Source organism: Thiohalophilus sp. (assembly GCF_034521165.1).
GTDB lineage: Bacteria > Pseudomonadota > Gammaproteobacteria > UBA6429 > Thiohalophilaceae > Thiohalophilus.
The window spans coordinates 32,627-45,626 of the sequence record NZ_JAXHMV010000001.1; the positions used below are offsets into that span (position 1 = coordinate 32,627).

Here is a 13,000-nt window from a genome sequence, read left to right on the forward strand (position 1 = left end):
ATACGATCTTTATCTTCCTGCAGTTAGATCTCGAACACCAATAAGTGTGGTTTTTTGGGGTATTTTTTGCGACATTTGAAAAGTCATTTTATTTGTGTTAATTGTTTCACGAACGAATATAGCGCAACAATTGGCGCTTGTCAAGACGAATAGCGAATATTTTTACGCTAATGAACAAAAATGTTCCAACTCTCCAAATAAGAGATTAAAGGCTTTCATCGACTCTAATAGATGATAGTTACGAGGATATAGCAGATAAAACTGGCTATTCCAGAAGAACTTGGCAGCGCCAGGTAGAGGAAGGAGCGTCAATAAAGTCTGACTATCTTTTAAAGTTGCGCGACATTTACGGCGCTGACATAGCGTATATTTTGACTGGAGAAAAAGATTGCCAATGATTGCGCACAGCACCATCAATGGTGCCTAACGTCAGCACACCCAGAACCCGAACGACTCTACTTGCACCCAAAAGACATAAAGACCAGGGACCCGGAAGACCTACCCGGAAGAAATGCTAAACGAAGAAGGCGTTCCCTGGGACCCGGAAGAATTTGTAGTCGTACCCTTTTATTATAAAGTATACGCCAGTGCCGGCTTTGGCCGCGTAACCGAAAACGAAGTCTTTGTAGATGTAGCCTTCCGCCGCCGCTTCTTCAACTCCACCGTTTACACGGACTGGCGCAACTGCTTCATGGTCCGCATGAAAGGAGACTCCATGGCACCCATGTACCCAGACGGCATGCGAACTACCTCAATAGATTGACTGGCAAGGAAATAAAAGAGCGGCCCCGGCTTACGTCGTCAAGAGAGCCAGGTATACTGCAAACTCATCCGCAAACTCCCCGGCGGCAAAATCGAATTACACAGCATCAACGAAACCTACAAACCAATGGTCATAGATCCAGAGCACGAAGGCTTCCGCATCATCGGCGAAATCATCTGGCACGCCCAAACCAGTAAATACGTCTAACAATAACTAAAAAGTCGAGGTACAATTTGTGGGAGAATTAGGAGCAACATTTATCATCGTAATCTCAATCGTAATAGTATTAGTGATCCTTTTGGATCGTGCTACTTTTCACTGTGGGTTAGATCCTAACACAGCTTAAAAAAACACGACGAACATTTATCTGAATTAAGAGTTGAATTATCCTCACTTGAAAATGAAATAAAAAACATAAAAGAAGAGAGTTCAAGCGATGGATTTAAACGAAGCGATGCTTATCACTGTGGAGTAGTCACTTTAATTTCTATCCTGGGCTTCACTTTTTCCTGGTATTCAGAACGCTTTAGATCCTGGGCCGAACAATGAAATTCAGAATCATCATACTCATTAGCTTATACATATATTGATATTGAAGAATATGGTAAAGTCATTGAGCAGCTTGAATCATTATATAGAAAATTATCCGGCAACTGAAACTGCTAAAAAAGCACAAGAAGAATATTGAATTTTGAAATCTACAAGATACCCAGGAACTTCATTGATAGCTTGGAGAGTGCAAAATAACCCCTCAATAATTGCGACAAAACACCACAAAAAGCATAAAACCGCGCGCGCTCGAACCCATAAATCCTGAAAACCCCTGCAAAGCCCACAAAGGGCGCTTTTGCTTGTAACTATCTGCTGTTGTAACTGTCGCACCCCCCTAATAAACCTATAAAATTGGCCCCAAACCCATTTAATCAAAGCGGGCACACCGACTATGGGGGGTGCCCTGATTTTGATTGCTATCGCGATCGGCACGCTTCTGTGGTCGGATCTGGGTAATCGCTATGTCTGGGTGGTTATTCTGACTACTTTCCTGTTTGGCGTGATCGGCTGGATCGATGATTATAAAAAACTGGTTAAAAAAGATCCGCGTGGTCTGGTCGCACGCTGGAAGTACTTCTGGCAGTCGGTTATCGCTATTGCCGTTGGCATCTATTTATACCAGACGGCACTGCCGGTTGAGACACAATTGATTGTGCCGTTTTTCAAGAGCATCTCCATCGAAATGGGTATGATCGCTTATGTGCTGTTGACCTATTTTGTCGTTGTCGGGTCAAGCAACGCGGTAAACCTGACGGACGGTCTGGATGGCCTGGCCATATTGCCGACGGTCATGGTTGGCGGGGCGTTGGGGATATTCGCCTATGCATCCGGACATGCCGGCTTTTCTGAATATCTGCAGATTCCCAACGTTCCCGGTGCCGGTGAACTGGTGATCTTTTGCGGGGCGCTGGTTGGTGCCGGCCTCGGATTTCTCTGGTTTAACACTTATCCGGCGCAGGTATTTATGGGTGACGTTGGTGCGTTGGCCCTCGGTGCCGCACTGGGAGTTTTGGCCGTAATTGTCCGACAAGAGCTTGTTTTATTTATTATGGGCGGCGTTTTTGTTGTGGAAACCCTTTCGGTTGTTTTGCAGGTTTTATCATTCAAACTGACCGGCAAGCGAATATTTCGCATGGCACCGCTACATCATCATTTTGAGTTAAAAGGCTGGCCGGAACCGCGAGTGATCGTCCGCTTCTGGATTATTACCGTCATTCTGGTGTTGATCGGTTTGGCAACGTTGAAGATTCGATAACTAATGCTGGCAACACACATGACAATGAGCAGACAGGCAGCAGAGTACTTGCAAGACAAGAAGGTCCTGATCGTCGGTCTGGGCCAGACGGGTCTCTCCTGTGCTCGCTTTTTGTCGGCCTATGAGATTGATATTGCGATCACAGACAGTCGGGGCGAGCCGCCCTGCCTGTCTGCATTGCAGAAAGAATTGCCCGATATGGCAGTGTTTGTCGGTGGTTTTGATGAGCTGGCGTTCCGTCGTGCGGATATCATCCTGGTCAGTCCGGGAATATCGTTACGCGAGCCATTGATTGTTGAGGCATGTGCCAGAGGCGCAAAAATTATTGGTGATATCGAGTTGTTTGCGTGGTTTGTCAATGTGCCGGTGGTGGCGATTACCGGCTCCAATGGAAAAAGTACGGTGACCACCCTGGTTGGCGAGATGTTTCACAAGGCCGGTATCAAGGCGGGTGTCGGCGGCAATATCGGGAAGCCGGCACTGGAACTGCTCAAAGAAGACAATCAGATCTGCGCGCTGGAACTGTCCAGTTTTCAGCTTGAGACCACCGAGTCACTGGATCCGGTCGCGGCAGCATTACTCAATATCAGCGAAGATCATCTGGATCGTTATGACACCCTGGCGGACTACACGGCGGCCAAGGCCAGAATTTTCTATGGCTCCGGTGTGCTGGTGGTCAATGCCGATGATGAAAAAGTGATGGCAACCGCTCGACTGTTTTGTGCCGGGCGTAAGCAGATCAGTTTCAGTCTGGGGATGCCTGAAGGCGATAACTACGGGATTTGTCAGCAGGATGCGGAACGCTGGTTATGCCGGGGTCACCAGATGCTGATTGCCGTCGATGATCTGAAAATCACCGGTGAACACAATCTGGCCAATGCCCTGGCGGCTCTGGCTCTCGGGGAGGCAGCCGGTCTGACGTCAGAGGTTATGACTGATGCGCTACGGAATTTTGCCGGACTGCCGCATCGGTGCCAGTGGCTGGGACAACACAACGGCGTGACCTGGATTAATGATTCGAAGGCGACCAATGTCGGTGCGGCGATTGCCGCCATTGAAGGGATCCCGGGTGAAAAACTGGTCCTGATTATGGGCGGCCAGGGTAAGGGACAGGATTTTAGTGTTTTGCGCGATGTTGTGGCGCGGCGAACCAGGGGCATTGTTCTGATTGGCGAGGATGCGCCATCCCTGCGAAACGCATTGGGTGATGTGATACCGGTTGCAAGTGCCGGCACCATGCAGGAAGCCGTTAATAAAGCGGCGCAAATGGCCCGAACGAATGACGCGGTATTGTTATCCCCGGCCTGCGCCAGCTTTGACATGTTTAACGGGTTTGAACATCGCGGCGATACGTTTATCGAGTGTGTCAGGAGCCTGTGTCAGTGATAACAGCAACTCACATCGCCAGCTTGTTTCAAAAGCCGGATAACCGGAATGAGCAAGTGCGTCTGCTGGATGTGGTTGACAAGCCATTGTTACTTGTCGTTCTGTCCCTGTTATGTCTTGGGCTGGTGATGGTCGGTTCGGCATCAACTTCAATCGCTGAAAAAATGGTCAATGATCCCTTCTATTTTTTCTGGCGTCAGTTGGGCTACATGATAATCGGGCTGATTGCCGCCGGTGCCATAATACGCGTGCCGATGGAAATATGGGAAAAGAGTGGAATGCCGCTTATATTGCTAAGCATTCTGTTACTGATGCTGGTTTTCGTTCCCGGACTGGGACGTGAGGTCAATGGCAGTCAACGCTGGATTATGCTGGGTCCACTCTCCTTGCAGGTCTCTGAATTCGTCAAGCTATTTTCGGTAATTTATCTGGCCGGTTATCTGGTCCGTCATCACGGGGAAGTACGTTCGCGGGTTGTCGGATTTCTACGGCCGCTTATCCTGCTGACCCTGCTGGGTCTGTTGTTGTTGCTGGAACCCGATTATGGCGCAGTCGTGGTCCTGTTTCTGACGGCTTTTGGCATGATGTGGCTTGGCGGCGTGCGCTTTACCCAGTTCATATTATTGCTGATGTCTTTGACCAGTGCGCTGGCCTTGTTGGCTCTGACTTCACCCTATCGGTTACAGCGTTTGACAACATTTCTGAATCCCTGGGCTGACCCTTATGATAGCGGCTTTCAGCTGACCCAGGCCCTGATTGCCTTTGGTCGTGGTGAATGGTTCGGCGTGGGGCTCGGATCGAGCATCCAGAAACTGTTTTATCTGCCCGAAGCACATACTGATTTCTTATTCGCTGTCATGGCCGAAGAGTTGGGACTGTTTGCGGTAATACTGGTGGTAGTGGCGTATTTGTTTGTGATTTACAAGGCGCTGAGTATCGGTCGCCGTGCCGAGAAACGTGAGCAGCCATTCGCCGGTTATGTGGCCTATGGCCTGGGAATCTGGATCGGTGTGCAGGCGTTTATCAATATCGGTGTCAATATGGGTGTATTGCCCACCAAAGGTCTCACACTACCCTTGATGAGTTATGGCGGCAGCAGTTTGCTGGTCATGTGTATTGCCGTGGCTTTGCTGCTTCGCATCGATTATGAAACCCGAAAATATGATCGTCGTAATCAAATGCCGCAAGGGAGGCGTTCATGAATCGCCATCCCCGACGCATTTTGATTATGGCCGGCGGCACGGGAGGGCATGTCTTCCCGGCACTGGCTGTTGCACGTTACCTCCAGGACCAGGGTGTGGAGATCTATTGGCTGGGTACACGCCGGGGGCTGGAGTCACGGGTTGTTCCGCAGGCGGGTTTCAGTATCCGATTTATTTCCGTCAGTGGCTTGCGGGGCAAACGTCTGTCCGGATTATTATTCGCACCGTTTAAACTCTCCTATGCATTGTTACAGGCGGTAGCGATTTGTCTGCGACTCAAACCGGATGCCGTACTGGGAATGGGCGGCTTCGTCACCGGCCCCGGGGGGCTGGCCGCCTGGTTGTTACGCCGGCCATTATTGATCCACGAACAAAATGCCATTCCGGGACTGACCAACCGTTTGCTCAGCCATCTGGCCTTGCAGGTGATGGAGGCGTTTCCGGGTAGCTTTAAAAATGACAAAGTCCTGCACACCGGTAATCCGGTGCGTCAGGACATTGTGGATTTACCGCAACCGGCACAACGCTTTGCCCGACACGAGGGGGCAATTCGTATTCTGGTTGTCGGCGGAAGCCTTGGTGCGCAGGTTCTGAATGAAACCGTGCCGCAAGCACTCAGCCGGCTACCGGCACAGATGCCGGTCACGGTTCGACATCAGGCCGGCAAGGATAAACTGAAGTCGGCCCGGCAGGCGTATGCCTCGGCCGGTGTCGAGGCCCAGACCGTCATGTTTATTGAGGATATGGCCGAAGCGTTCGAATGGGCGGATCTGGTGATCTGCCGCGCCGGCGCCCTGACCGTTTTTGAACTCGCTTCTGCAGGTCTGGCTTCCATCCTGGTGCCGTACCCCTATGCAGTGGATGATCATCAGACGGCCAACGCCCGCTATTTGCAGAAGGCCGGTGCGGCCAGAGTAATGTTGGCCGCCGAGTTCAACAGCGAACGCCTGGCCTCAGTATTACGGGAATTGCTGGAACAGGGCCGGGACCGATTACTGGATATGGCACAACGGGCTCGTCAACTGGCTATGCCCGATGCCACCCGGATCGTGGGTCAGCGCTGTCTGGAGGTGATGCATGGCTAAACAGCTGAGACGCTTCACCGATCTGCCCTCCGGTCAGGGTGAACCGGGTATGGGGCGGATTAACTGTATTCATTTTGTCGGCATCGGTGGTGTCGGCATGGGCGGGATCGCCGAAGTACTCATCAATCTCGGTTACGAGGTTACCGGTTCGGATATTCATGAAAATGCCGTGACCCGTCATCTGGCCCAACTGGGGGCAACTATTATTCAGGGACATGCCGCGGAAAATATCCGCAACTGCGATGTGGTGGTGATCTCCAGCGCGATTGTTGCGGATAACCCGGAGGTCAGGGCCGCGCACCAGCAGCGTATTCCGGTGGTACCGCGCGCAGAGATGCTCGCCGAACTGATGCGCTTTCGTTACGGCATTGCCGTAGCCGGAACCCACGGCAAAACCACGACAACCAGCCTGATTGCCAGCGTCCTGGCCGAAGGCGGCGTGGACCCGACATTTGTGATTGGCGGGCGTCTCAACAGTGCCGGTACCCATGCACGTCTGGGCAGCGGGCGCTATCTGGTGGCGGAAGCCGATGAAAGCGATGCCTCGTTTATGCATCTGCAACCGATGATGGCCATCGTAACCAATATCGATGCGGATCATATGGAAACCTACGGCGGGGATTTTGAAAAACTGCGCCAGACCTTTGTCGAGTTTCTGCATCACCTGCCGTTTTACGGCCTGGCGGTGGTATGTATTGATGACGAGGAAATTCGCGATCTGATGCCGCACATCAGTCGGCCCATGATTACCTATGGGCTGAACGAGGACGCGGATGTGCGCGCGGTCGATATTACCCAGGTGGCAAACCAGACTCATTTTACAATTGTACAGCGCGATTCAGGTGAACATTTTGATGTCACGTTGAATATGCCGGGACATCACAATGTTCTGAATGCGCTGGCGGCGATCGCGGTCGCGCATGAGATCGGCATCGAAAACCAGCATATTGCCCGGGCGCTGGATAATTTCCAGGGGATCGGCCGCCGTTTCCAGATCTATGGGGAGTATGAACTTGCCCAGGGGCGGGTGATTCATGTTGATGATTACGGTCATCATCCGCGCGAAGTGGAAGCAACCATTCAGGCGATCCGCGCCGGCTGGCCCGAACGGCGCCTGGTCGTCGTATTTCAACCGCACCGCTATACCCGTACCCGGGACCTGTTTGAAGACTTTACCCGGGTACTGTCGGAAGTGGATGCCCTGGTCTTGCTGGAAGTGTATCCCGCCGGTGAGACACCCATTAACGGGGCCGACGGACGCTCATTGACCCGCGCCATTCGGACGCGGGGCCAGGTTGAACCGATTTTTGTCGAAGAGCTGGATGAGTTGCCGGCGGTGTTGAACGGGGTATTACAGGACAGGGATATTGTACTGACACTCGGGGCCGGGAACATTGGCGCCGCGGCGGCCCGACTCGAGCAGCAGTTGAGCGGGCAGTAACAACATGATGCAGATGGACACAATAGAGACCGGGACCATGCAACTGCGGGGCGAAATGAAACAGCTTGAACCGATGAGCCGCCATACATCCTGGCGCGTGGGCGGCGTGGCCGAGCATTTCTATCGGCCGGCGGATGTCGCCGATCTGCAGCAGTTGTTGCAGCAGTTGCCGGCCCGGGAATCGCTGTTCTGGCTGGGGCTGGGCAGTAATTTGCTGGTGCGTGATGGCGGTATTCGCGGCACGGTGATCTGTACCAGTGGTGTGCTCAACGGTATCGAGTGGCTGGAAGATAACCGGGTGTATGTGGAAGTTGGTGTGGCCTCCCCGCAGGTGGCCCGACAAACGGCCCGGCGGGGATTGCACGGCGCCGAATTTCTCTGCGGTATTCCCGGCACCTTTGGCGGGGCTCTGGCCATGAATGCCGGTGCCATGGGCGGGGAAACCTGGAACATCGTTGAATCGGTGAAGATGATCGATCGCCAGGGCAATCTGAGGCTCCGTCAGGCTGATAAATTCGAGACAAGTTATCGTCATGTTCGCGGCCGAGTGGATGAGTGGTTCGTCGGTGCCACGTTGCAGCTTGAAGCCGGCGATGCCAGCCAGAGCTTGCAACAGATTAAACAGCATCTGGCCCGGCGCGGCGCGACGCAGCCGACCAGTCAGCCCAATGCGGGATCGGTGTTCCGCAATCCGCCGGGGGATTATGCGGCCCGCCTGATCGAACAGTGCGGCTTGAAAAGCACCTGCGTCGGCGGGGCCTGCGTGTCGGAAAAACACGCCAATTTTATTATCAATACCGGGACGGCCACGGCCCGGGATATTGAACTGTTGATTGAACGGGTTGCCGATGAAGTGCAACAGGCAAGCGGCATCAAACTTGTCAGGGAAGTGCAGATTGTCGGAGAACCGCATGAGCGTGACTGAGGACAACAAAACTATCGAGCCGCGGGCCTTTGGCAAGGTCGCGGTATTGATGGGTGGCTGGTCCGCCGAACGGGCGGTCTCGTTGCGCAGCGGTCAGGCGGTACTGGATGCCCTGTTGCGCAGTGGTGTCGATGCGCAGGGTATTGACGTTAATAAAGAGACTGTCCTGCAGACGCTGGAAGCGGGTAATTACGATCGCGCCTTTATTGTCTTGCATGGTCCCGGCGGTGAGGATGGTCGAATCCAGGCGGTCCTTGAGGTGATGGATATCCCCTATACCGGCAGCGACGTGCTCTCCTCGGCACTGGCCATGGACAAATTGCGCAGCAAGATGATTCTCGAGGCCGCCGGGTTGCCGACGCCGGATTACATGGTGCTGGATGACGATACCGATCCGGAGTATGTGGTCGCCAGTCTGGGCTTGCCGCTGATGGTCAAACCGGCGCTGGAAGGATCAAGTATCGGCATGACCCGGGTTAATGAGCCGCAGCAGATGCGTGACGCTTATACGACGGCCGCGCAATTTCCCGGCGCGGTCATTGCCGAACGCTGGATCGAGGGCGGCGAATATACCGTGACCATACTGGGCGAACAGACGTTGCCGGTGATTAAACTCGAAACCCCGAATGAGTTTTATGACTACGAGGCCAAATACCAGTCGGATCAGACCCGTTATTTATGTCCCTGCGGACTGGATCCCGAACAGGAAGGTCAATTGCAGCGTTTGGCTCTGGCGGCTTTCAAGGCGGTGGGAGCGCGTGGCTGGGGACGGGTTGACATTCTTTGCTCGGAAGACGGCAAGCCCTGGGTAATTGAACTGAATACCGTGCCGGGCATGACCGATCACTCCCTGGTTCCCATGGCGGCCAGAGCTATTGGTATGGACTTCGATCAGCTGGTTTACGCAATTCTTGCCCAGACACTGGAAGGCCATAACGGCGACCATCAGCATGGAGGTGGCCATGTCGGCGCGGGCTAACCAGGCAGTACTTATGCAAGGCGGGGAGCTTTTCAAATTTCGCCCCGGGCGACTGTTGCTGATTCTGTCGGTGATATTGTCGGGGGTATTGCTGTACTGGGGTATCCAGAGCCTGGTTAATCCGCTGAACGTACCGGTGGATAAAATTCGCGTGCAGGGGAGCTTTGTCAATGTAACCGAGGCCATGCTCAATCCGCTTTCGAAAAGTTTATCCGGTGTCGGTTATTTCGATATCAATGTGGCCGCCGTGCAGCAACAGGTCGAGAGTCTGCCCTGGATTAAACATGCGACCGTGCGACGCATCTGGCCCGATACGCTGGCAATCCATTTTATTGAACAACAACCCCTGGCTGTCTGGGCGGCTGGCGGGTTGCTAAACCGGAACGGCGACATATTCAAACCGGCTGCATCAACCTTTCCCCCGGATCTTCCGGTTTTCCAGGGGCCGGAAAAATTGAGCGGCAAAATGCGGGATGCCCATCAACGTTTTTCCGGATTGTTGGCACCACTGGGAATGCAGATTGTGAAATTGAAACTGGATCAACGCCAGGCGTGGCGAATCAGCCTGGATAACGGCATTCACCTGAAACTGGGGCGTGAACATGAATTTGAACGTCTGGCGCGCTTCGTCCGGGTTTACCCCCGGCTTAGTTCGCTGGACAAAGGTCGCGTGACACGGATTGATTTGCGCTACACCAACGGCATGGCGGTGGCATGGGAACAGAACAGGACATGAAAACGCGTTCGGGAGTGACATTGAATGTCTAAGAAAACAGAAAAAAACCTGATCGTCGGACTCGATATCGGCACCTCCAAGGTGGTTGCGATTGTCGGTGAGGTTACCCCGGAGAATGATATCGAAATTATCGGGCTGGGTTCGCATCCGTCCCGCGGTCTGAAAAAGGGTGTGGTGGTGAATATTGAATCCACGGTGCAGTCGATCCAGCGCGCGGTGGAGGAAGCGGAACTGATGGCCGGTTGTCAGATCCACTCGGTCTATGCCGGAATCGCCGGCAGCCATATCCGCAGCCTTAACTCGCACGGCATCGTGGCGATCCGGGACAAGGAAGTGACCCAGTACGATGTCGAACGGGTGATCGATGCGGCGCGGGCGGTCGCGATACCGGCCGATCAAAAGGTGCTGCACATTATGCCGCAGGAATTCATTATCGACGATCAGGAAAGCATCCGTGAGCCGATCGGCATGTCCGGCGTGCGCCTGGAAGCCAAGGTACACATGGTGACCGGTGCGGTGAGTGCTGCGCAGAACATTATCAAGTGCGTCCGTCGCTGCGGACTGGAAGTGGACGACATCATTCTCGAGCAGCTGGCGTCCAGCCATTCGGTATTGACCGAGGACGAAAAGGAACTGGGGGTCTGCCTGGTGGATGTCGGCGGCGGCACCACCGACATTGCTGTGTTCACCGAGGGGGCGATTCGCCACACCGCGGTGATTCCCATCGCCGGCGATCAGGTGACCAATGATATTGCCGTGGCTCTGCGCACGCCGACCCAGCATGCCGAGGAGATCAAAATCAAATACGCCTGTGCGCTGACCCAGCTGGCCAGCGCCGATGAAACCATTGAAGTGCCCAGTGTCGGTGAACGACCGGTAAGACGTCTTGCCCGCCAGACCCTGGCCGAGGTGGTCGAGCCGCGTTACGAAGAGCTGTTCACGCTGATTCAGGCCGAGTTGCGTCGCAGCGGATTCGAGGATCTGTGTGCCGCCGGCATCGTACTGACCGGGGGCAGTTCCAAGATGGAAGGCACGGTGGAACTGGCCGAGGAGATCTTCCACATGCCGGTGCGCCAGGGCCTGCCGCAATATGTCAGCGGGCTGGTGGATGTGGTGCGTAATCCCATTTATTCCACCGGGGTCGGGTTACTGCTGTTCGGTTATCAGAATCGTGCCTTGCGTGAAGCGGAAACACGCATGGGCGGTGGTTTTACAACCGTCTTGCGACGGATGAAGAGCTGGTTTCAGGGAAATTTCTAAAGGATTTGTGACGTAGACACAATGTAACAACCAACTGCGTTGTCAGTGAGGAGGGGTAAAGAAATGTTTGAACTAATGGATACTTACAGTCAGAACGCCGTGATAAAAGTGATCGGTGTAGGTGGCGGTGGTGGTAATGCCGTCGAACACATGGTGGTCCAGAGTATCGAAGGGGTGGATTTCATCTGCGCCAATACCGATGCCCAGGCCATGAAAAACAGCTCTGCCAAGACCCTGTTGCAACTGGGTGGCGGTGTCACCAAGGGACTCGGGGCCGGGGCCAATCCGGAAACCGGACGTAATGCGGCGATGGAAGATCGTGAACGCATCCAGGAAGTGCTGGAAGGCGCCGACATGGTCTTTATCACCGCCGGCATGGGTGGCGGAACCGGCACCGGCGGTGCGCCGATCGTGGCGCAGATTGCCCGCGACATGGGCATTCTCACCGTGGCGGTGGTCACCAAGCCGTTTCCCTTTGAAGGCAAAAAGCGCATGGAAGTGGCCATGGCCGGGATGGATGAGCTCAAGCAGTACGTCGATTCGCTCATCACCATTCCCAATGAAAAACTGCTCAGCGTGCTGGGCAAGAACATCAGCCTGCTGGATGCCTTCAAGGCGGCCAACGATGTGTTGCTTGGCGCGGTGCAGGGCATTGCCGAGCTGATCACCCGTCCGGGTCTGATCAACGTCGACTTTGCCGATGTGCGAACCGTCATGTCCGAAATGGGCATGGCCATGATGGGTTCCGGTCGGGCCTCCGGTGAAGATCGGGCCCGCGAAGCGGCCGAAGCGGCGATTGCCAGTCCCTTGCTGGAAGACGTCAACCTGGCCGGGGCACGCGGGATTCTGGTCAACGTGACCGCCGGGATGGACATGTCCATCGGTGAGTTCGAAGAGGTGGGTAACACGGTCAAGCAGTTTGCCTCCGAGAACGCCACGGTCGTGGTGGGAACCGTGATTGATCCGGCGATGTCCGGCGAGCTGCGGGTTACCGTGGTGGCAACCGGTCTGGGCAACGAGTTGAAACAGGGCGACAAGCCGAAACTGGTGGTCAACAAGAAAAGCGATGGCGAGGTGGATTACAATCAGCTGGATCGCCCGACGGTCATGCGCAACAAGGGGGCGGCCGAAGGCAAAGGCTCTCGCCAGGGTGACGGGGATATGGAGTATCTGGATATTCCGGCGTTCCTGCGGCGTCAGGCGGACTGAATGCTGCTGCCGCCGCAGAGGCGGGACGCTTCTGTGACGGAGGTAGCGGATTTATCTGTGATAGAGGTATCAAGTTTTCCCTGAAATCGCCGTTTATCGCCATAAGTTGCTGTAAGATGTGAACTTGTTTTATTATGCGGGTTTTCTCGCGGTGCTATACTTACGCCCACGCACTCGTTCGTAGTGAAGCAGGCCTGAATTTTGCAT

9 protein-coding genes and 2 pseudogenes are annotated in these 13,000 nt (G+C 54.2%); all 11 read left to right on the plus strand.

From position 1 onward, the window contains the following. The first annotated feature begins 511 nt into the window (after nt 1–511). Nucleotides 512–970 (plus strand): annotated as a pseudogene (locus U5K34_RS00220) (S24 family peptidase). Nucleotides 971–1,670: 700 nt separating this feature from the next. Then, nucleotides 1,671–2,570 (plus strand): annotated as a pseudogene (gene mraY / locus U5K34_RS00225) (phospho-N-acetylmuramoyl-pentapeptide-transferase); the annotation flags it as partial. Between the two features lie 18 nt (nt 2,571–2,588). Next, complete coding sequence (gene murD, locus U5K34_RS00230; protein ID WP_322566553.1) at nt 2,589–3,956, plus strand: UDP-N-acetylmuramoyl-L-alanine--D-glutamate ligase; 1,368 nt, start codon at nt 2,589–2,591, stop codon at nt 3,954–3,956. Nucleotides 3,957–3,979: 23 nt separating this feature from the next. After that, the gene (gene ftsW / locus U5K34_RS00235; RefSeq protein ID WP_416223983.1) at nt 3,980–5,158 is read left to right on the plus strand and encodes a putative lipid II flippase FtsW; all 1,179 of its coding nucleotides are present in this window, start codon (nt 3,980–3,982) and stop codon (nt 5,156–5,158) included. Next, on the plus strand, nt 5,155–6,243 hold the full coding sequence (murG, locus tag U5K34_RS00240; protein ID WP_322565114.1) for an undecaprenyldiphospho-muramoylpentapeptide beta-N-acetylglucosaminyltransferase: 1,089 nt from the start codon (nt 5,155–5,157) through the stop codon (nt 6,241–6,243). Before ftsW ends, murG begins: the two co-directional genes overlap by 4 nt. Next, nucleotides 6,236–7,684 (plus strand): UDP-N-acetylmuramate--L-alanine ligase, encoded by a 1,449-nt coding sequence (gene murC, locus U5K34_RS00245; protein ID WP_416223977.1) that lies wholly within the window; start codon nt 6,236–6,238, stop codon nt 7,682–7,684. Before murG ends, murC begins: the two co-directional genes overlap by 8 nt. Nucleotides 7,685–7,688: 4 nt before the next feature. Continuing rightward, nucleotides 7,689–8,609, plus strand: a complete 921-nt coding sequence (gene murB, locus U5K34_RS00250) for a UDP-N-acetylmuramate dehydrogenase (protein ID WP_322565115.1) — start codon at nt 7,689–7,691, stop codon at nt 8,607–8,609. After that, a complete protein-coding gene (locus U5K34_RS00255; protein ID WP_322565116.1) occupies nt 8,596–9,588 on the plus strand; it encodes a D-alanine--D-alanine ligase in 993 nt (330 codons plus the stop codon). Before murB ends, U5K34_RS00255 begins: the two co-directional genes overlap by 14 nt. Further along, nucleotides 9,572–10,324 (plus strand): cell division protein FtsQ/DivIB, encoded by a 753-nt coding sequence (locus U5K34_RS00260; RefSeq protein WP_322565117.1) that lies wholly within the window; start codon nt 9,572–9,574, stop codon nt 10,322–10,324. Before U5K34_RS00255 ends, U5K34_RS00260 begins: the two co-directional genes overlap by 17 nt. A 24-nt stretch (nt 10,325–10,348) precedes the next feature. Beyond that, nucleotides 10,349–11,584 carry a cell division protein FtsA gene (gene ftsA / locus U5K34_RS00265; RefSeq protein ID WP_322565118.1) on the plus strand — a complete coding sequence of 412 codons (1,236 nt, stop codon included), beginning with the start codon at nt 10,349–10,351 and terminating at the stop codon, nt 11,582–11,584. 63 nt (nt 11,585–11,647) lie between these two features. Next, on the plus strand, nt 11,648–12,793 hold the full coding sequence (gene ftsZ, locus U5K34_RS00270) for a cell division protein FtsZ (protein WP_322565119.1): 1,146 nt from the start codon (nt 11,648–11,650) through the stop codon (nt 12,791–12,793). Nucleotides 12,794–13,000: the final 207 nt, after the last annotated feature.